The sequence below is a fragment of the Pseudomonas sp. MD330_10 genome, assembly GCF_042610415.1.
GTDB lineage: Bacteria > Pseudomonadota > Gammaproteobacteria > Pseudomonadales > Pseudomonadaceae > Aquipseudomonas > Aquipseudomonas rhodesiae.
The window spans coordinates 44,465-65,431 of record NZ_JBHGZU010000002.1; the positions used below are offsets into that span (position 1 = coordinate 44,465).

General features: G+C 57.8%; 17 protein-coding genes. 2 read left to right on the forward strand and 15 right to left on the reverse strand.

Features of this window, described 5'->3' with window-relative positions:
* Positions 1–6 precede the first annotated feature (6 nt).
* The 15 genes from ACFZPT_RS03215 to mtnA all read right to left on the reverse strand — a co-directional run bounded on the left by ACFZPT_RS03215 (position 7) and on the right by mtnA (position 18,759).
* Entirely contained in the window at positions 7–1,155 is a 1,149-nt protein-coding gene (locus ACFZPT_RS03215; protein WP_099312519.1) for a DegT/DnrJ/EryC1/StrS aminotransferase family protein, read from the reverse strand.
* 14 nt (positions 1,156–1,169) lie between these two features.
* Entirely contained in the window at positions 1,170–2,210 is a 1,041-nt protein-coding gene (locus ACFZPT_RS03220; protein WP_218245039.1) for a DegT/DnrJ/EryC1/StrS aminotransferase family protein, read from the reverse strand.
* A gap of 67 nt (positions 2,211–2,277) precedes the next feature.
* Complete coding sequence (locus tag ACFZPT_RS03225; protein ID WP_099312523.1) at positions 2,278–3,084, reverse strand: GNAT family N-acetyltransferase; 807 nt, start codon at positions 3,082–3,084, stop codon at positions 2,278–2,280.
* Between the two features lie 455 nt (positions 3,085–3,539).
* Positions 3,540–4,883 carry a Wzz/FepE/Etk N-terminal domain-containing protein gene (locus ACFZPT_RS03230; protein WP_099312525.1) on the reverse strand — a complete coding sequence of 448 codons (1,344 nt, stop codon included), beginning with the start codon at positions 4,881–4,883 and terminating at the stop codon, positions 3,540–3,542.
* A gap of 324 nt (positions 4,884–5,207) precedes the next feature.
* Positions 5,208–5,438, reverse strand: a complete 231-nt coding sequence (locus ACFZPT_RS03235; protein WP_099312527.1) for a LapA family protein — start codon at positions 5,436–5,438, stop codon at positions 5,208–5,210.
* Positions 5,439–5,462: 24 nt separating this feature from the next.
* The gene (gene ihfB, locus ACFZPT_RS03240; protein ID WP_003189779.1) at positions 5,463–5,759 is read right to left on the reverse strand and encodes an integration host factor subunit beta; all 297 of its coding nucleotides are present in this window, start codon (positions 5,757–5,759) and stop codon (positions 5,463–5,465) included.
* Positions 5,760–5,889: 130 nt separating this feature from the next.
* On the reverse strand, positions 5,890–6,174 hold the full coding sequence (locus ACFZPT_RS03245; RefSeq protein ID WP_034096539.1) for a hypothetical protein: 285 nt from the start codon (positions 6,172–6,174) through the stop codon (positions 5,890–5,892).
* A gap of 161 nt (positions 6,175–6,335) precedes the next feature.
* Positions 6,336–8,021, reverse strand: coding sequence for a 30S ribosomal protein S1 (gene rpsA, locus ACFZPT_RS03250; RefSeq protein ID WP_034096538.1), 1,686 nt, complete (start codon positions 8,019–8,021; stop codon positions 6,336–6,338).
* 119 nt (positions 8,022–8,140) lie between these two features.
* Complete coding sequence (gene cmk, locus ACFZPT_RS03255; RefSeq protein ID WP_034096537.1) at positions 8,141–8,830, reverse strand: (d)CMP kinase; 690 nt, start codon at positions 8,828–8,830, stop codon at positions 8,141–8,143.
* The gene (locus tag ACFZPT_RS03260) at positions 8,827–11,037 is read right to left on the reverse strand and encodes a bifunctional prephenate dehydrogenase/3-phosphoshikimate 1-carboxyvinyltransferase (RefSeq protein ID WP_034112502.1); all 2,211 of its coding nucleotides are present in this window, start codon (positions 11,035–11,037) and stop codon (positions 8,827–8,829) included. Before ACFZPT_RS03260 ends, cmk begins: the two co-directional genes overlap by 4 nt.
* Before the next feature lie 28 nt (positions 11,038–11,065).
* Positions 11,066–12,178, reverse strand: coding sequence for a histidinol-phosphate transaminase (hisC, locus tag ACFZPT_RS03265; RefSeq protein ID WP_034112500.1), 1,113 nt, complete (start codon positions 12,176–12,178; stop codon positions 11,066–11,068).
* A 9-nt stretch (positions 12,179–12,187) separates the two neighbouring features.
* Complete coding sequence (gene pheA, locus ACFZPT_RS03270) at positions 12,188–13,282, reverse strand: prephenate dehydratase (protein ID WP_034096534.1); 1,095 nt, start codon at positions 13,280–13,282, stop codon at positions 12,188–12,190.
* Positions 13,282–14,367: a 3-phosphoserine/phosphohydroxythreonine transaminase gene (gene serC, locus ACFZPT_RS03275; protein ID WP_034096533.1), complete on the reverse strand. Its 1,086-nt coding sequence runs from the start codon at positions 14,365–14,367 to the stop codon at positions 13,282–13,284. Before serC ends, pheA begins: the two co-directional genes overlap by 1 nt.
* A gap of 243 nt (positions 14,368–14,610) precedes the next feature.
* The gene (gyrA, locus tag ACFZPT_RS03280; RefSeq protein ID WP_034096532.1) at positions 14,611–17,265 is read right to left on the reverse strand and encodes a DNA gyrase subunit A; all 2,655 of its coding nucleotides are present in this window, start codon (positions 17,263–17,265) and stop codon (positions 14,611–14,613) included.
* A 423-nt stretch (positions 17,266–17,688) separates the two neighbouring features.
* Positions 17,689–18,759, reverse strand: a complete 1,071-nt coding sequence (gene mtnA / locus ACFZPT_RS03285) for an S-methyl-5-thioribose-1-phosphate isomerase (protein ID WP_034096531.1) — start codon at positions 18,757–18,759, stop codon at positions 17,689–17,691.
* Between the two features lie 109 nt (positions 18,760–18,868).
* Here mtnA and ACFZPT_RS03290 point away from each other — a divergent pair, with 109 nt between their 5' ends.
* Both ACFZPT_RS03290 and ubiG read left to right on the forward strand, forming a co-directional pair.
* Entirely contained in the window at positions 18,869–20,200 is a 1,332-nt protein-coding gene (locus ACFZPT_RS03290; protein ID WP_034137440.1) for a TRZ/ATZ family hydrolase, read from the forward strand.
* A 64-nt stretch (positions 20,201–20,264) separates the two neighbouring features.
* Positions 20,265–20,963, forward strand: coding sequence for a bifunctional 2-polyprenyl-6-hydroxyphenol methylase/3-demethylubiquinol 3-O-methyltransferase UbiG (ubiG, locus tag ACFZPT_RS03295; RefSeq protein ID WP_010211967.1), 699 nt, complete (start codon positions 20,265–20,267; stop codon positions 20,961–20,963).
* Positions 20,964–20,967: the final 4 nt, after the last annotated feature.

Here is a 20,967-nt window from a genome sequence, read left to right on the forward strand (position 1 = left end):
TCATCATCATTTTGCACAATCGGTCATAGTATCCACAGCGCCGCTCAGTGCCCCCTTCAAAGACGCTGTGATCGTCAATAGGTCATCCTCGTCGAGCCACCAACCACACGGCACACCTATTATATGATGCTGAAGGAAATCGGTATTCGGCAGATATTGCGGCGCCGCGTCAAACCCACTGTAGCTGTCGTTTCTTTGATGAATACTTGAAACCATGACTCCGGACTGCTTGAGCCGGCAAATCACTTCATCTCTTTTTTCAACAAAAAACAGTAATACCCAATAGGCAGATTGATCACCCTCCAATACAGGCACAGGAGTCAAACCATCAACATCTCTAGTTAACCCCAGCAACGCCTGGGCATTAGACTGGGTGGCAGCCTGCCGGGACTGCAAGGATGCCATCTGAGCACATCCTAAAGCAGCGCACATATTATTCAGCGTCATACTCCAGCCAATTTCCGGCACATCCGAGCTGCTATTTATCTCACCAATAGCTGATCGGAAAGTGCTGAAGTCAATACCAAAGCGCCGTAACTTACGCGCTCTGTTTGCCATATCAATACTTCGGCATGCTAGCGCGCCACCTTCAGTGGTATTGATCTGCCGATTTGGATAAAACGAATAAATGGCAAAGTCACCGTAAGCGCCAACCGGTAGCGACGCGTGCATAGCTGACACAGCATTATCACAGTCTTCTATCAAGACGATATTATGTTTCTTGCATATCTCTGCTATTTCACGGGCTGGCCCTGGGTAGCCAGCAACATGATACAAAATAACCGCTCTAGTCTTTGCCGTGATCTTCGATTCTAGGTCTGCAACGTCCATGGTAACCGAGCGCGGGCTGACATCCACCCAGACAGGAACCGCTCTGCTCTGTGCAATCGCTGAGTTAGTGGAGAGACAGGCAAACGCCGTGGTGAGCACCTCGTCCCCATCCTTTACACCAGCCAAATACAGGGCGAGGTATAAAGCCGTCGTCATATCGATGGTGGAAACTACGTGGGGCAAGCCGACAATCTTTTCTATCTCAGCTTCAAACTTTGCGACCCACTCTCCGCCAGCGATTCTTCCGGAACGTAAAACTTCCACAGCAGCTTGCTCCATTTCAGGGAGCACGACTGAGTTATACAGAGGGACGTTGTTTGGCATAGTCAAATCTCTAATCAACCGCGTTTCAAGGCCGTAACAATTTTCTCACGATCCTCATCCGAGACCCACCAACCGCAAGGCACATGAACCAATTTTTTATAAAAAACGTCCAATTGTGGCATCGGCCTCACGAACTCTTTGAATACCGAATGAAAGTGATTGGGACGGTGCAGCTTCGACGCCATTACGCGCTCTTCAGCCAAGATACGCTCAACATCATCCGAGTCGTCCGCTAGCAGGGTGTAAAGCCAGTAGGCAGACTGTGCGCTCGCTTCATACTTAGCTGGCTGGAGACCAGGGATATGCTGTAATGCCTGATCAAGGAATTGGCCGTTAGCCTGATGCCGCTCCAACAGTGGCGTTATATGTTCAAGTTGCTTGAGCCCGATAACGGCCGCCACGTTATGCATGTTGTATTTGTAACCCACGCGAGTGATATCGACTTCGGTGCGAGGAACGCCCTTGGCCAATCCAAACCAACGTAAGCGACGCGCCTCTTGAATTTTTGCAGCATCCTTCACCACCAAAGCACCGCCGTCCACCGTGGTCATGTGCTTGATCGCTTGAAAGGAGAAGATCGAATAATCACCAATCGTCCCAATGGACTGATTGCCGTAAGACGCTCCCAGTGCATGGGCGCAATCTTCGATCAGAGACAGTCCATGACGATCGGCTATGGATCGCAGCTCAGTCAACCGCGCAGGATATCCGGCGTAATGGACGACACAAATAGCTTTTGTATCCGCTGTAATCAGGGCTTCCACAGCTGAGGGATCAAGGTTACCTGTCAGGCTGTCAACATCTGCAAAAATTGGCTTGGCACCCATTTGCAGAATCGTCGTATTCGTCGGCTCAGCGGTCATTGAGGTGGTGATGACCTCATCCCCAGGCTCGATCCCGCTAAGCAGCATAGCCAAGTGCAAGGCTGCCGTACCACTGCTCGTGGCAACTACATTCTGGAGACCAAACAATTGCGCAAATGCCGCTTCGAATTGATAAACAAACTCGCCCTCGCCAATCATTCCGCTATAGAGCACCGCTTCCAAGGCGGGCATCAGTACCTCTTTAGGAGGCATCGCGACCTTAACGATAGGTAACATTGGAAGACTACTAGACATTAATTTAGATCCGATCAATAAGTTTAATAGGGTGCACTATCAAGGGACGACTTGCTAACCACTTGATCATTCGAACCGCTCCAGGCACAAGATCAACTTGGAAGCCTCTTTTAGTCAATTCCGCCACTAACCCGCTCTGTGCGCAGACATTGATGGTCCAAGGCTCCGCCATAACGGTCTGGATCAAACTCGCCACCTGCGGATCCGCCCCGCGCCACTCAGCCAAGGTTACGCGATTTTCCCCGCCTAAAAGAATCAACTCAGCGCATTCACTTTTAATCCGCCGCCCATATAAAGCAAACGGCGGAAGACCACGTTCTCGATCGTGTGTATCCGAGCCAGGCCAGTCGCTCGTTACGTACTCAATGTCAACAGCACACTCGTTAGGGAGATAGATCGACCCTGTTGAGTCTTGCTCGTCAAAACGGAAGCCATGCCGATCGTAGATGCCTGGCTTCTGAGTCCAGAGCACCAATGCGGATAGACCATTATGCATAGCATGGTCTATAGCAGCCGACATCAGCTCAACACTCAAGCCTGCTCCCCTCCAGGCTTCATGTACGCAGACCAACCCAATCAGTCCTACCGACTCACCAGTGGGTAGTTCAATTGCCCTGATAATCAGAGCGGCTATGGCAGACTTGGGGTTGGAGGGGTCTCTGATTTCAAAGCAAGTAACCTCCCGATCATTTTCCAACCAGGGGAAATGAACCTGCAAGCTCACCCCGCGGCCACGAGAGGAAAAGAAAACATCCCAGAATAGCGCTCGCGAAGCCTTGGAGGTACCAGTACACGCGACCACATCAGTCATTATGAGTGCCCGACCTATGCTCAGTATCCTTCGGCCACTCCACAAGCGTCGCCAGCCAGATAAACTTCAAAGGCATCAAATTAGACACCATTCTTGCCCCCTCAAAAACCGCTTAGAGAATTCCCCTGATCACCCTGAATTTTTATCCACCAGGAGCGATAGCAAGGGGTATCCAATTTTGAATCAACACTCACTGTAGCGGGTAAAAAACAGTCAAATTTACTGATCGGGTGCCATTTGAGCCGACCGAAACCTGCACAAGGACGGTGCCAGGCCGGCAAGCGTAAAGCACGCCCAAAACAGAGCAAAATGCCATGCCCTCGGCGTGTCGGGTTGGATACAACGCGAACGAGCGAGTTCCGGAAACAAACCAAAATTCGTTCGCACACTTGCAATTGCTCAGCGACTTTAATGCCTGGCATCGTCCGCCCCCCCTCGTACGGGCACTTACGGGACTATTTTTCTCGGCTCGCAATCGACAATTGGGCGTCCGCAAGTGAGGTTGGCGCACGCAGTCGATTCCGCGAGGCGCTCCCGGGAGTTTTGAGAAGATAACTGCCCAACGCTATTATCAATCCTAACAGGAGGCCAAGGACCAGGCCCGCAAGTATGATTAGTGTCTTCTTAGGTCGAATTGGCGCCAAAGGCTCCAATGCTCGCTTATCCACCGTCACTAGCTTGAGCCGGCTTATGTCGATACTAAGTGCGGACAGGCGGGCCTCTTCGGCCCTGAGAGACTCCACACCACCCAGAAAGATATCCTCGTTATCACGCCGGCCCAACACTTCTGCCTCGCGGTTAGCCTGCAGCAGTTGAAGCTCTTTTGCGATCTGGGCAATTCGCCCGTCGGTAAAATCATCAGACCTACGCTGCACCAACGCTGAGCGCTCAGCCTCGAGGGCTTCGAAGCCCATGAAGTACAACGGAATCTGCTGATTATTGATTTCAGTGCGCATGGTCCCAGTCGAACTGGCTCGATCCGAGTCGCCAAGCGATGAAGGTGTAGTAGGCTTGCTGATCCCGAGTGACTTGGCAATGCTGATCGCCTCCGTAAGCTGCGCGATACGATCCCCGCGCAACGCCTTTAGCTGCGCACGCAATGCCCTGAGCTCATCCTGCAATTGCGCTCGGCGCAAATTATCAGACTCTCGCAAAGCCGCAATCTTGGCCTCTTTTCCAATTTGATAACTGGAACGAGCAGCCTCCAATTTGCCATAGAGTTCACTCAAGCGATTTTTAACGATTACATTCAGATCGCCAGCAATTTGGTCTCGCTCAGTGGCGATAGCGTAATCAACAAACCCGTTGATAATCGCGACACCATCAACCCCCTGCGGGTAGTTCATCTCAACGCCAATAAAGGAACTGAGAGCATTTACCTTTCTCGGATCAGTGAGAACAAGTCGAATGGAATTGCGATTAAACTCTTCAAAACTTTGCTCCAACGTTCTGCCGGGGCGCTCAAACGCTTGAAAGAGCTTCGGATTAGAACGAAAAAAACCCAACCGGGTGTCGTAGGACTCCAGAGAAGCCCCCACCCTGATGAGCGCTGCACTAGGTGGCAGTTGATAAATTTCCGAGCGATTCAGCGCGTCGAGTTCGTTGATCGCAGCAGGTCGCAGCACGCTGCTGACCTCGTACTCCGGAACCACTGAATACGCATAAAAACCCGCCAGCAAGCCAAAAACGCTGGACGTAGCTAAAATTAATTTTTTATGGAGCCAGGCAGCGCGCAAGAGTTGCGCAAGTTCAATTTCGTCGGACGATGGTGCCGATGGGACGCGGAAGCTACTACTCACAACAAAAACCTGCCTTCAAAGAGAAACTGCGGGCTCGTTATGCAGACCAAATGTGTATTTTTATTCTAATTAAATGACCGCTAAACCCAGCGTCTATGCCGAATTTAGAGCGCACAAAATGCCTGTTATCGAGAACAGATTCCATTCTGCCACCTCTAAGGCACATTACAAGTCTTGATATGTATGTAAGGCAATTCTGAATCTGCCAGGTTGAACTGTCGCGCCCAGCGGGCTAAGCAAATAGGCAGCCACACCAAATCAAAGGCCTTGAGCAGAATGATATTTCTGACGCCCCCCCTCTAATCCCATCCGAATTATCAACAATCAAGCAAGCGCCTTACCCCGACGCCTACCAACAAACACCCGCAACAGAGGCCCAATCAACATCCCCACAATCAAAGCCACCACCACAAACACCGCCACCGGCATCTGCGCAGTACTCCAGCCTAGGAAAGACAGTGCAACGCTCTGCTGATTCTCCAACACGAACGCCAAAACAACCAACGCTGCAAATACTGCAACCAATACCGCAACAACGCGCTTAACCCCACGCATATCCCTCTCCTACACCAAAAACACTCAGACGCCCTCTTCCTCTTCTTCGTTCACCCGGTCGCGCAATTCTTTGCCCGGTTTGAAGTGGGGAACGAACTTTCCGTCGAGGCTGACGGATTGACCGGTCTTTGGGTTCCGGCCTACGCGTGGTGCGCGGTAGTGCAGGGAGAAACTGCCGAAGCCGCGGATTTCGATGCGATCTCCGGTGGCAAGGCATTGGGACATTTGCTCAAGCATGGTCTTGATAGCCAGCTCCACATCCTTGGATGAGAGCAGCCCTTGATGGGTGACAATTCGTTCGATCAACTCCGACTTCGTCATATTTTTCCCTTCTTTTTCAAGCAGCTAGGAAAAGCGCTTCAAAGGTTTTAGCATGACTTGATGAATTTGAACAGCCCGTGCATAAACTAATCTACGACTGAATAAACACTGACGAATAAAGCTCCTTAAGCTATTTGCAGATTACGAGCATCTTGCGCGTGACCGCTCCTGCCGGGTTCCATCCGAACAAGTAGTCGCCTTCTTCATCCTTGGCGTCGCTGGAGCGCGTGATGACCTTGTAGCCCTGCATCTTGCATTCGCGTGCAGCGCGCTTCTCGCACTTATCCCACTTGTTGCCTAAGCCCGAGCAGTCGATCTCTACACCGCTGACGCCGCGCTTTGCATAAGTTTTTGCATTGGTGCCGGCGCACCCTGCAAGCATTACCAGGGCGAGCACTACGATAAGCCTGTTCATCCGAATCCTTATGAAACAACAGCGTTGGTGGCGTCTCTTTAAAGACTATAGTCACTTCCGACACTGAGCTGAACGCGTTGGTTCTAAGTTGTTGATTCAACAAATTTCAGGCACAAAAAAGGGCGACCGAAGTCGCCCTTTTCCTACAGCTTTTACAGAACTTAGTTCTGCTTAGCCATTGCTTCGCGCAGCAGGGAGGCCATGGTGGTCTCGCCTTGTGCAGCTTCTGGAGCCGATTTCAGGCTCTGGATAGCTTCTTTCTCTTCCACTTCGTCTTTCGACTTGATGGAGAGTTGGATTACGCGGCTCTTGCGGTCAACGCTGATGATCTTGGCTTCTACTTCCTGGCCTTCTTTCAGAACGTTACGAGCGTCTTCAACGCGGTCACGGCTGATTTCGGAGGCTTTCAGAGTCGCTTCGATATCGTCGGCCAGAGTGATGATGGCGCCTTTAGCGTCAACTTCTTTCACAGTGCCCTTAACGATTGCGCCTTTGTCGTTCTCTTGAACGTACTCGGAGAACGGATCGCTTTCCAGTTGCTTGATACCCAGGGAGATGCGCTCGCGCTCTGGGTCAACCGACAGGATAACGGTGTCCAGCTCGTCGCCCTTCTTGAAACGACGAACAGCTTCTTCGCCCACTTCGTTCCAGGAGATGTCGGACAGGTGAACCAGGCCGTCAATGCCGCCGTCCAGACCAATGAAGATACCGAAATCGGTGATCGACTTGATGGTGCCGGAGATTTTATCGCCCTTGTTGAACTGGCCAGAGAAATCTTCCCATGGGTTAGATTTGCACTGCTTGATGCCCAGGGAGATACGACGACGCTCTTCGTCGATGTCCAGAACCATAACTTCCACTTCGTCGCCGACTTGTACGACTTTCGAAGGGTGGATGTTTTTGTTGGTCCAGTCCATTTCGGAAACGTGCACCAGGCCTTCCACGCCTTCTTCCAGCTCAGCGAAGCAGCCGTAGTCGGTCAGGTTGGTAACACGCGCGGTCACGCGAGTGCCTTCTGGGTAACGTGCTTTGATAGCAACCCATGGATCTTCGCCCAGCTGCTTCAAGCCCAGGGAAACGCGGTTGCGCTCACGATCGTACTTCAGAACCTTGACATCGATCTCGTCGCCAACATTGACGATTTCGGAAGGATGCTTGATACGCTTCCAAGCCATGTCGGTAATGTGCAGCAGGCCATCGACGCCACCCAGATCGACGAATGCGCCGTAATCGGTGAGGTTTTTGACGATACCTTTGACTTGTTGGCCTTCCTGCAGGGATTCCAGCAGAGCTTCACGCTCGGCGGAGTTCTCTGCTTCCAGTACGCTGCGACGGGAAACGACAACGTTGTTGCGCTTCTGGTCGAGCTTGATGACCTTGAATTCGAGTTCTTTGCCTTCCAGGTGCGTGGTGTCGCGCACTGGACGAACGTCGACCAAAGAACCTGGCAGGAACGCACGGATGCCGTTAACGTCGACAGTGAAGCCGCCTTTAACCTTACCGTTGATAACGCCCTTGACCACTTCTTCAGCTGCGAAGGCTGCTTCGAGAACAATCCAGCATTCAGCGCGCTTGGCTTTTTCACGGGACAGCTTGGTTTCACCGAAACCGTCTTCAACCGAGTCCAGAGCAACGTGAACTTCGTCACCGACATTGATTGTCAGATCACCAGCATCGTTGTAGAACTGTTCCAGCGGGATCAGAGCTTCAGACTTCAGACCAGCGTGAACGGTTACCCAGCGAGCTTGGTAATCGATATCAACGATAACACCGGTGATGATGGAGCCTGCCTGAAGGTTCAGGGTTTTTAGGCTTTCTTCAAAGAGTTCCGCAAAGCTTTCGCTCATTTTAATTCCTGTTGATAAGGGCGAAGAATACGCCCATCTCCACACCCCAGACGGTGTGGGTCAGTTTCAATTAAAAGAAGCACCGCAGGACTATGACTGGTCCCCTGCAGCCTTCTTGGTCACCCGGCGATATCGCGAATGGCGATCTCGCTCATGATGCGTTCCAGCACCTGCTCGATGGACAACTCCGTGGAATCCAGCTGTATGGCATCGGCCGCCGGTTTGAGCGGGGCTACTGCGCGCTGGGTATCACGCTCATCGCGTGCACGGATCTCATCTAGCAGACTCGACAGACTAACACCATCGACTTTGCCCTTCAACTGCAAGTAGCGGCGGCGCGCCCGCTCCTCGGCGCTGGCCGTCAGAAAAATCTTCAGCGGCGCCTCGGGAAATACCACAGTGCCCATATCGCGCCCATCGGCGACCAGGCCCGGGGGCTCCTGAAACGCCCGCTGGCGCTGCAGCAGTGCATCCCGTACGGCCGGCAACGCCGCCACTTGGGACGCTCCGGAGCCGACATCTTCAGTGCGAATGGCATCACTGACTTCGTCGCCCTCCAGAATGATGCGCTGCAGTTGACCGTCTGTCGCGGCGATGAATTGCACATCCAGATGAGCAGCAAGCTGGGTCAGCAACGCTTCATTGGTCAGGTCGACCCCGTGGTTACGCGCGGCGAACGCCAGCAAGCGATACAGCGCGCCGGAATCCAGCAGGCCCCAGCCAAGGCGCTTTGCCAGGATGCCGGCGATCGTGCCTTTACCCGAACCGCTTGGCCCGTCGATGGTTATCACCGGTGCTTTGATATTCACAATTGAGCCTCTTGGGCAACACGGATGCCGACTTGGGCACACAGTGTAAGAAAATTCGGAAAAGACGTAGCAACATTGGCGCAGTCATGGATATGAATCGGCGCAGCCGCCCGCAACCCAGCCACACTAAAGGCCATGGCAATGCGATGGTCCCCATGGGCATGAACCTCACCCCCCGCCATCGGGCCGCCGTCAATGATAAGCCCATCAGGGGTGGCTTCACACTTCACGCCCAGCGCCAACAGACCGTCGGCCATGACCTGGATACGATCGGACTCCTTGACCCGCAACTCTTGCGCGCCGCGCAAAACGGTTCGCCCTTCAGCGCACGCCGCCGCGATAAACAACACTGGAAACTCATCGATCGCCAACGGCACCAGGGTCTCGGGGATTTCAATACCCGTCAGCGCAGCCGCGCGCACCCGCAGGTCGGCTACTGGCTCGCCCCCCACTTCACGGGGATTTTCCAGCGTGATATCCGCGCCCATCAGTCGCAGGATATCGATCACGCCGGTGCGTGTCGGGTTGACGCCAACATGCTCCAGCACCAGTTCGGAACCCTCGGCAATCGAAGCAGCCACCATAAAGAACGCCGCCGACGAGATATCTCCCGGTACTTCAATATGGGTCGCCTTGAGCGCATGGCCGGATTCAACCGCTGCCGTCGCCCCGTCCACCGCCACGGGATAACCAAAGCCGCGCAACATACGCTCGGTATGATCACGGGTTGGCGCCGGTTCAGTCACCGCGGTCTTTCCATCGGCATACAGACCGGCCAGCAGCAGGCAGGATTTAACCTGGGCGCTGGCCATCGGCAGCGTGTAGGTCAAACCCTTCAGGGACTGGCCACCGCGAATAGTCAACGGTGGTCGCCCTTGCGGGCCGGTTTCGATCTGCGCGCCCATTTCACGCAGCGGCTCGGCCACGCGGTTCATCGGGCGATTGGACAGCGACGCGTCGCCAGTCAATACGCTGTCGAAGCTTTGCGCAGCCAGCAACCCACAGAGCAAGCGCATGGACGTGCCGGAATTACCCAGATAAATCGGCCCCGGCGCAGGTTTCAGACCGTGCAGCCCCACCCCATGGATGCTCACGCGACCATGGTGCGGACCTTCGATCACCACCCCCATGTCGCGAAACGCCTGCAAGGTCGCCAGGGCATCTTCGCCTTCAAGAAAGCCTTCGATTTCGGTCACGCCGTCGGCCAATGAGCCCAGCATGATGGAGCGATGGGAGATCGACTTATCCCCGGGCACCCGGATACGCCCACTGAGGCGGCCACCTGGATTGGCGAGAAAGGTCAACGCATCGGCGTTCACAGCGGTTTCCATATAGGCCCGGCGAGCCAGGATCTTGCTGAAATGTTCACGCGCCACCCGCGCACGGGTGAACACGCCCAATAATTGATGGCCATCCCCGGCGTCGACCGCATCGCGCAAAGCGTCGAGATCGCTGCGGAAGGTGTCCAGGGTGCGCAACACCGCCTCGCGATTAGCCAGGAAGATGTCGTGCCACATCACCGGGTCGCTGCCGGCAATACGCGTGAAATCGCGGAAACCTCCGGCGGCGTAACGGAAAATCTCAAGGTTCTCGTTGCGCTTGGCCAACGAATCCACCAGGCCAAAGGCAAGTAAATGCGGCAAATGACTGGTCGCCGCCAGCACTTCATCGTGCCGCTCGACCTGCATATGCTCCACATCCGCCCCTAGCTCGCGCCACAGACGATCCACCACCGCCAAGGCCGCTGGATCCGTTTGCTCAAGCGGCGTCAGGATGACCTTATGCCGGCGGAACAACTGCGCATTCGACGCCTCCACCCCGCTCTGCTCGGAGCCGGCAATCGGATGCCCAGGCACGAAGCGCGCGGGCATGCCGCCAAAGGCCCGTTGCGCCGCGCGCACCACATTGCCCTTGGCACTGCCGACATCAGTCAGGATCGCTTGCCCCAGGTCCATCTGAGCCAGCACTGCAAGCAGCTTTTCCATGGCCAGGATGGGCACGGCGAGCTGGATCACGTCAGCACCTTTACACGCGAGCGCCAGGTCGGCTTCACAGCGATCCACCACGCCCAACTCAACGGCCAGTTGGCGCGATTGCGGGTCCAGGTCGACGCCCACTACTTCACCGCACAGCCCGCTTTCACGCAGGCCCTTGGCGAAGGAACCGCCGATCAAGCCCAGACCCACTACCACCAGGCGACCGATCATAGGCACAGCAGGTTGCAATGCAGTGACATCAACCACGGGCCAGAACCTTGGCCAACGCCTCCAGGAAGCGACTGTTTTCAGCCGGCAGGCCGATGGTGATACGCAGGTGGTTCGGCATGCCGTAGTTGGCCACCGGGCGCACGATCACACCTTCGCGCAGCAACCCTTGAAATATCGGCGCAGCCACTTGGCCCAGATCGACACAGATAAAGTTGCCCTTGGACGGAATCCAGCCCAGGCCCAATGCGCGGAAGCCATCCTGCAACTGCTGCATACCGCTTTCATTGAGGCGACGACTTTCTTCCAGGTAGTCGACATCCTTCACCGCCGCACAGGCCGCCGCCAGGGCGAGGCTGTTGACGTTGAACGGCTGGCGCACGCGGTTCAGCACATCGGCGACCACCGCGCTCGACAGGCCATAGCCCACCCGCAGCGATGCCAGGCCATAGGCCTTGGAAAACGTGCGCGACACCAGCAGGTTCGGATACGCCGCGAGGAAATCCAGGCCGTCCGGCAGGTCGCTGCCTTCGGCGTACTCGATATAGGCTTCGTCCAGCACCACCAGCACATGCTCCGGCACGTCCTGCAGGAAGTCGTTCAAGGCTTCGGCACCGAACCAGGTGCCGGTGGGGTTGTTCGGATTGGCGATGAATACCACGCGGGTCTGCGCGTCGATGGCCGCCAGCATGGCCGGCAGGTCATGCCCCCACTCCTTGGCTGGAATCACCCGCGCCTCGGCACCAACGGCCTGAGTCACGATCGGGTAGACCGCGAACGCGTGCTCGCTGAACACCGCATTCAGGCCCGGGGCGAGATAAGCACGACCTACCAGCTCAAGAATGTCGTTGGAGCCGTTGCCCAGGGTCACCTGGTTCAGTTCCACACGACATTGCTCCGCCAACAAGGACTTGAGTGCGAAGCCATTGCCATCCGGATAACGGGTCAGCTCCGCCAGCTCTTCACGAATCGCCGCCAACACCTTGGGGCTTGGGCCCAACGGGTTCTCGTTACTGGCCAGCTTGACGATGTTGGCCGGATCCAGGTTCAACTCGCGCGCCAGCTCGTCCACCGGCTTGCCCGGAACGTAAGGCGACAGTTGTTGCACGCCCGGCTGAGCCAGGGCGAGGAAGTTGCCACTCATGTTAACGCCTCACAAAACCGCTTTCGGGTAGGAGCCCAGCACCTTGAGTGCCACGGCCTCCTGACTGATCTTCTCGAGCACGCCTTTGACCAGCGGGTCGCGGTGATGGCCGACGAAATCGATAAAGAACACGTATGTCCATTTACCGCTGCGCGAAGGCCGAGTCTCGATGCGCGTCAGATCGATCCCATTGTCATGGAACGGCACCAGCAGCTCATGCAGGGCGCCGGGCTTGTTGCTCATGGAAACGATGATCGAAGTCTTGTCGTCGCCGGTCGGCGGCACTTCCTGATTGCCGATCATCAAAAAGCGCGTGGAGTTGTCCGGGCGGTCTTCGATTTTTTCCGCCAGGCGCGTCAGGCCATACAGGCCCGCAGCCATATCCCCGGCGATCGCCGCCGAATTCCATTCGCCCTTGACCCGCTTGGCCGCTTCGGCGTTGCTGGACACCGCCACGCGCTCGACATTCGGGTAGTGAGCGTCCAGCCATTTGCGGCATTGAGCCAGAGACTGAGCGTGGGAATAAATGCGGCTGATACTGTCGGTCTTGGTGTTCTCGCCCACCAACAAGTGGTGGTGGATACGCAGCTCCACTTCGCCACAGATCACCATGTCGTGTTCAAGGAAGCTGTCGAGGGTGTGGTTGACCGCGCCTTCGGTGGAGTTTTCCACCGGCACCACGCCAAAATTCACCGCACCGGCCGCCACTTCGCGGAACACTTCGTCGATCGCCGCCATTGGTTTGCTGATCACCGCGTGGCCGAAGTGCTTCATGGCCGCCGCTTGGGTGAAAGTCCCCTCAGGACCGAGGTACGCCACTTTCAGCGGCTGCTCCAGGGCCAGGCACGACGACATGATTTCACGGAACAACCGCGCCATCTCTTCGTTACCCAACGGGCCCTTGTTGCGCTCCATTACACGCTTGAGCACTTGGGCTTCGCGCTCAGGGCGGTAGAACACCGGCACTTCGCCTTCGGCCAGGGACGCCATCTTCACTCGCGCCACTTCCTGGGCGCATCGCGCGCGCTCGCTGATCAGCTCCAGGACTTTCTCGTCCAGGCTGTCAATGCGAACGCGCAGGGCCTTGAGTTCTTGTTCAGACATTAGCCGTGTTCCTTTTCGAACTCTGCCATGTAGGCCACCAGCGCGTTGATCGCGTTGATGTCGACAGCGTTGTAGATGGAGGCGCGCATGCCACCTACCGAACGGTGGCCTTTGAGGTTGAGCAGACCGCGTTCGTCGGCACCGGCCAGGAACGGCTTGTCCAGACGATCATCGGCCAGGCGGAACGGTACGTTCATCCACGAGCGATCCGTTTTGTTGATCGGGTTGCTGTAGAGGCCGCTGGCGTCGATGAAGTCGTACAGGGTGCGCTTCTTCACTTCGTTAAGCTTGCCCATGGCAGCCACACCGCCCTGCTCCTTGAGCCACTCAAACACCAGGCCCGACAGGTACCAGGCGAACGCCGGCGGCGTGTTGTACATCGAGCCGTTATCGGCCGCGACCTTGTAGTTGAGCATGGTCGGGCACAGCGAACGGGCGCGGCCCAGCAGGTCTTCGCGGATGATGTTGACCAGGATGCCGCTCGGGCCGATGTTCTTCTGTGCGCCGGCGTAGATCATGCCGTATTTGGACACATCGATCGGGCGCGAGAGGATGTCCGAGGACATGTCGCACACCAACGGGACGTCACCGACTTCCGGCACCCAGTCGAACTCCAGGCCACCGATGGTTTCGTTCTGTACGTAGTGCACGTAGGCCGCGTCCTTCGACAGCTTCCACTCGTTCTGACCGGGAATCGCGAAATAGTCGTAAGGCTTGGCGGTGCCCGCCACATTGACGTGGCCGTAGCGCGAGGCCTCCTCAATGGCTTTCTGCCCCCAGATACCGGTGTCGATGTAATCCGCAGTGCCGTCTTCCGGCAGCAGATTCAGCGGGATCTGGGCGAACTGCTGACTGGCGCCGCCTTGCAGGAACAACACTTTGTAATTGGATGGGATGTCCAGCAAGTCGCGCAGGTCCTGCTCGGCCTTGGTGGCAATGGACACGAACTCATCGCTGCGATGGCTCATTTCCATCACGGAGAGGCCTTTTCCATGCCAGTCGAGGAGTTCACCCTGCGCGCGCTGCAGGACTGCTTCAGGAAGCGCCGCGGGACCGGCACAGAAGTTATAGGCTCTCTTGCTCACATCCAATCTCACTCTGATCTGGTGGGGCTGCAATCATGTTCGGTAACAACCTTTATCTGGAGCGAACCCTTGTGGGAGCTGGCTTGCCGGCGATAAGGGCACCTCGGTAGCGCAGTGATACCGCGGCGCTGCCATCGCAGGCAAGCCAGCTCCCACATTGACCGCGTCCAGCCAAAGGACGTGTTATTTCATAAGGGACAAACAACAAGGGGGCGAATCTTCATCCGCCCCCTGTGTGTCCGCTTATTCCTGCGGTTCTTCTTCGTCTGCGGCTGCGTCGAGGGTTGGCTCGTCGACGGTGTCATCGCCTGTTGCGATCACCTCGCCTTCAAACGCCTCACCTTCCAGCTCTTCGCCTTCGACTTCCGAGGGTTCCTGGACGCGTTCCAGGCCCACCAGTTTTTCGTCCTTGGCCAGCTTGATCAAGGTGACGCCCTGAGTGTTACGACCCAGGCTCGACACTTCGGCCACGCGAGTACGTACCAAGGTACCCTGGTCGGAAATCAGCATGATTTCCTCGCCGTCGAGCACTTGCACCGCGCCGACCAGACGGCCGTTGCGCTCGTTGCTGACCATGGCGATCACGCCCTGGCCGCCACGCTTGTACTCCGGGAACTCGCTGATGGCGGTGCGCTTGCCGTAACCACGCTCGGAAGCGGTGAGGATCTGGCTGCCTTCTTCCGGGATCAGCATCGAGATCAGCTTCTGCCCTTCCGGCAGACGCATGCCGCGCACACCGCGGGCGGTACGACCCATGGCGCGTACGTCGGACTCCTTGAAGCGCGTAACCTTGCCACCGTCGGAGAACAGCATGACTTCACGTTCGCCGTCGGTGATGGCGGCCGAGATCAACACGTCGCCTTCGTCCAGCTCCAGGGCGATCAGGCCCACGCTGCGCTGACGGCTGAAGGATTCCAGTGGGGTCTTCTTCACGGTGCCTTTGGCGGTAGCCATGAAGATGAAGTGACCTTCGGTGTATTCCTCGACCGGCAGCATGGTGGTGATGTATTCATCACTGTCCAACGGCAGCAGGTTGACCAACGGACGACCACGGGCGGCACGGGAGGCTTCCGGGATCTCGTAGGTCTTGAGCCAGTACACCTTGCCCTTGCTGGAGAACAGCAGCAGCGTGGTGTGGCTGTTGGCGACCAGCAGGTGAGCGATGTAGTCCTCATCCTTCACGCCGGTAGCCGATTTACCTTTACCGCCACGACGCTGGGCCTGGTAGGCCGCCAACGGTTGGGTCTTGGCGTAGCCGCCGTGGGAGATGGTCACCACGCGCTCTTCTTCCGGGATCATGTCGCCCAGGGTCAGGTCGAGGCGCGCATCGAGGATCTCGGTGCGACGCACATCGCCGTATTCGGCGCGGATCACCTCCAGTTCTTCGCGGATCACTTCCATCAGGCGCACGGCGCTGCTGAGGATGCGGATCAACTCGCCGATCTGGTTGAGGATCTCCTGGTACTCGGCCAGCAGCTTCTCGTGCTCCAGACCGGTAAGGCGGTGCAGGCGCAGTTCCAGGATGGCCTGGGCCTGTTCCGGGGACAGGAAGTACTTGCCTTCGCGCAGACCGTATTGCGGGTCCAGGTTCTCCGGACGGCAGGAGTCGGCGCCAGCGCGCTCGACCATGGCTACCACGGCGCTGGATTCCCAAGGCGTGCTGATCAGCGCTTCCTTGGCTTCCGACGGGGTTGGCGAGGCTTTGATCAGCGCGATCACCGGATCGATGTTCGACAACGCAACCGCCTGGCCTTCCAGGATGTGACCACGTTCGCGGGCCTTGCGCAGTTCGAACACGGTACGGCGGGTGACGACTTCGCGACGGTGACGGACGAAGGCTTCCAGCAGATCCTTGAGGTTCAGGATGCGCGGGCGACCGTCGATGAGGGCTACGACGTTGATACCAAACACGCTTTGCAGCTGGGTCTGGGCGTAGAGGTTGTTGAGGATCACCTCCGGCACTTCGCCACGACGCAGCTCGATCACGACGCGCATACCGTCCTTGTCGGACTCGTCGCGCAGCTCGGTAATACCTTCGAGCTTCTTCTCCTTGACCAGCTCGGCGATCTTCTCGATCAGACGCGCCTTGTTCAGCTGGTACGGGAGTTCGGTGATCACGATCTGCTGGCGGCCACCGACCTTGTCGATGTCTTCGATGATCGAGCGGGCACGCATGTAAATGCGCCCGCGACCGGTGCGGTAGGCTTCGATGATACCGGCGCGACCATTGATGATCGCGGCGGTCGGGAAGTCCGGACCAGGGATGTATTGCATCAGCTCATCGACGGTCAGCTCAGGATTGTCGATGAGGGCCAGGCAACCGTCGATGACTTCACCGAGGTTGTGCGGCGGGATGTTGGTGGCCATGCCCACGGCGATACCGCTGGAACCGTTGACCAGCAGGTTGGGGATCTTGGTCGGCATGACGGCCGGGATCATTTCGGTGCCGTCGTAGTTCGGCACCCAGTCCACGGTTTCTTTATGCAGGTCGGCCAGCAGTTCGTGCGCCAGCTTGGTCATGCGCACTTCGGTGTATCGCATGGCCGCAGCGTTGTCGCCGTCGACCGAACCGAAGTTGCCTTGGCCATCTACCAGCAGGTAGCGCAGGGAAAACGGCTGGGCCATACGTACGATGGTGTCGTACACCGCAGTGTCGCCGTGAGGGTGATACTTACCGATCACGTCACCGACAACACGGGCAGATTTCTTGTACGGCTTGTTCCAGTCGTTACCCAGCTCGCTCATCGCGAACAGCACACGCCGGTGCACGGGCTTCAAGCCATCGCGCGCATCAGGCAGTGCTCGACCGACAATCACGCTCATCGCGTAGTCGAGGTAGGACTGTTTCAGCTCGTCTTCGATATTGACCGGGAGGATTTCTTTGGCCAGTTCGCCCATGAGAAGCCTGATTCCTTTTTCGGGTGAAACTTCGTCACATCCATATGGGACGAACGAAGCTCGCCGCTGCCGGCAGAGTGCCTGGCAACGACTTACGACAAATCAACGAGTTATGACACGGATCTGCACGTTATAGGCCGCCCCTCGGGGTGACCTTGGAAACCGCCGGATGTTATCACAATCGCCGCCACGCACCTATCCCCTTGATGGGCATGGAGCATAGTAAGTTGACGGATGACAGGCTTGAGGGCGACGAGAGGGGCTCAGAGGTGGGGTGGTGGTATTTTTCGAGGGAGAATCCGAGGGTTTTGTTGACTTTTAAGGCCAATCGGGGGCAAGCCCCCTCCCACATTTGACCATGCTCACACTTCAAGTGTGGGAGGGGGCTTGCCCCCGATGACCATCTCACAACCACCACTGCCCTCAATGCAGCCGCTTACGGCACATCAACTTGGCCAATTTCGCAGTATCCGGCCGTTCGACGACGCCTTTTTCGGTCACGATCACATCGATCAGATCGGCTGGCGTCACATCGAACACCGGGTTGTAGGCGCCGACCTCCAGCTGCTGCCCCATCACCTCCAGCAATTCACCGGCATTGCGCTCCTCAAGGGCGACGTCTTCACCGGTGGCCATCATCAGGTCCAGGGTAGAACTCGGCGCCACAACCATAAAACGCACGCCGTGGTGCATGGCGCAGACCGCCAGTTGGTAGGTGCCGATTTTGCCGACCACATCACCGTTGGCGGCGATGCAATCGGCACCGACGACCACCCAGGTCACACCTTTGGTCTTGAGGATATGGGCACCGGCCGAGTCGGCATTCACCGTGACCGGGATGCCCTCGCCCGCCAACTCCCAGGCGGTCAGCCGTGAACCTTGCAGCCAAGGACGGGTTTCATTGACGTAGACCTGCTCGACCATGCCCTCAAGGAATGCGCCACGGATCACCCCCAGCGCCGTGCCGACCCCGCCGGTGGCCAGCGCGCCCGCGTTGCCGTGGGTCAAAATGGCCTGGGCATTGCCCTGATGCTTGCGGATCAGGTCGACGCCCAATTGCGCCATGGTCAGGTTGGCTTCGCGGTCGCTTTCATGAATCGCAATGGCTTCGGCTTCCAGCGCAGCCAGCGGATCGGCGTGTTTCTTGAGACGGTCGAGGCGGTCTCGCATGCATTTGAGGGCCCAGAACAGGTTCGACGCGGTCGGACGGCTCTCGGCGAGCAGTGCGTAGTCTTCTTCCCACCCGGCCTGCCAGTCACCGCCCTCGGCGATGCGCGCCCGAGCGGCCAGTACCAGGCCATAGGCCGCGCTGATACCGATGGCTGCCGCGCCGCGCACGACCATCCCACGGATGGCCGCGGCCACTTCATCCACCGTGGCGCAGGCGACCCAACGCTCGTGGGACGGCAAGGCGCGTTGGTCGAGCAGGTGCAGCGTGCCGTCGCGCCAATCGATGGCCTTCACTTTCTCCGCAGCCAACAGTCGATCGCGCATCCCTTACTCCGCACTCATGAACAAAAGCCGCCGATTATAGCGATCCGCCAGCCAGGACGCTCGGGTATACTTCGCGCTTCTTTTATAGCTGCCCAGGAAGAAGCCCGCGATGACCCCCACCGCCGCCCCGCTCGACATCTTGCTGTTGCCGACCTGGCTGGTACCTGTGGAGCCCGCCGGCGTGGTGCTCAGGGAGCACGGCCTGGGCATCCGCGACGGGCGCATCGCCTTTATCGGGCCTCGGGCGGCAGCGTTGAAACTGCAGGCCGCCGAGGTGCGCGAGCTGCCGGGCATGCTGCTCAGCCCCGGCTTGATCAACGCCCACGGGCACGCGGCCATGAGCCTGTTTCGCGGCCTGGCCGATGATCTGCCGCTGATGACCTGGCTGGAGAAGCATATCTGGCCCGCCGAGGCCAAGTGGGTCGATGAAGCCTTTGTACGCGACGGCACCGACCTGGCTATCGCCGAACAGCTCAAAGGGGGCATCACCTGTTTCTCCGACATGTACTTCTACCCCAAGGTCGCCAGCGACTGCGTACACAACAGCGGCATGCGCGCGCAGATCGCGATTCCGATCCTCGATTTCCCGATCCCTGGCGCCAGCACCGCCGATGAAGCGATTCGCCAGGGCATCGAGCTGTTCGGCGACCTCAAGCACCACCCGCGCGTCAATATCACCTTCGGCCCCCACGCGCCCTACACTGTATGCGACGCCAACCTGGAGAAAATCCGAGTAATCGCCGAAGAACTCGACGCCGCCATCCATATGCATGTACACGAAACCGCCGGCGAGGTGCAGCAAGCCGTGGAGCAGACCGGCGAGCGGCCGTTGGCGCGCCTGAGCCGCCTCGGGCTATTGGGGCCGCGCTTCCAGGCCGTTCACATGACTCAAATCAGCGAGGACGACCTGGTTTTGCTGGTAGAAAGCAATACCAGCGTGATCCATTGCCCTGAGTCGAACCTGAAACTGGCCAGTGGCTTCTGCCCGGTGGAACGTCTGTGGCAGGCTGGCGTCAATGTGGCCCTCGGCACCGACGGCGCCGCCAGCAACAACGACTTGGATTTACTCGGCGAAACCCGCACCGCTGCGATGCTGGCTAAGGCCGTCGCCGGTTCGGCCACCGCCCTGGACGCGCACCGCGCACTGCGCATGGCTACGCTCAACGGAGCGCGCGCCATGGGGCTGGACACTGAGATCGGTTCGCTGGAGCTAGGCAAGGCGGCGGATATCGTCGCCTTCGATCTGTCGGGTCTGGCGCAACAACCGATCTACGATCCGGTCTCACAGCTTATATATGCCACCGGACGCGATTGCGTGAAACACCTTTGGGTCGCCGGCAAGCAGTTGCTCGACGACCGGCGATTGACCCGCATGGATGAGCAACAGTTGACCGCCACGGCCGTTGCCTGGGGCAGGCGCATCAGCGGGCAGCACGAATAACGACGGTGGTGAACCTGCGCGTTCAACACCGGCCCACCGATTTATCAGATTCAGAGGATGCACCATGAGCAACGTCGACCACGCCGAAATCGCCAAATTCGAAGCCCTGGCCCACCGCTGGTGGGACCGCGAAAGCGAGTTCAAACCGCTGCACGACATCAACCCGCTGCGAGTCAACTGGATTGACGAACGCGTCAATCTGGCCGGCAAGAAGGTGCTGGACGTTGGCTGCGGCGGCGGCATCCTCAGCGAAGCCATGGCCCAGCGCGGTGCCACGGTGATGGGCATCGACATGGGCGAAGCGCCACTGGCCGTGGCCCAGTTGCACCAGTTGGAGTCCGGCGTAAACGTGGAGTACCGCCAGATCACCGCCGAAGCCCTGGCCGAAGAGATGCCCGAGCAGTTCGACGTGGTCACCTGCCTGGAAATGCTCGAACACGTGCCGGACCCGTCATCGGTGATCCGCGCGTGCTTCCGCATGGTCAAGCCGGGCGGCCAGGTATTTTTCTCCACCATCAACCGCAACCCCAAGGCGTACCTGTTCGCGATCATCGGCGCCGAATACATCATGAAGCTGCTGCCGCGCGGCACCCATGATTTCAAGAAATTCATCCGCCCGTCCGAGCTGGGGGCCTGGAGCCGCCAGGCCGGTTTGACCGTCAAGGACATTATCGGCCTGACCTACAACCCGCTGACCAAGCACTACAAGCTGGCCAACGACGTCGACGTCAACTACATGATCCAGACCCTGCGCGAGGAGTAAGCCT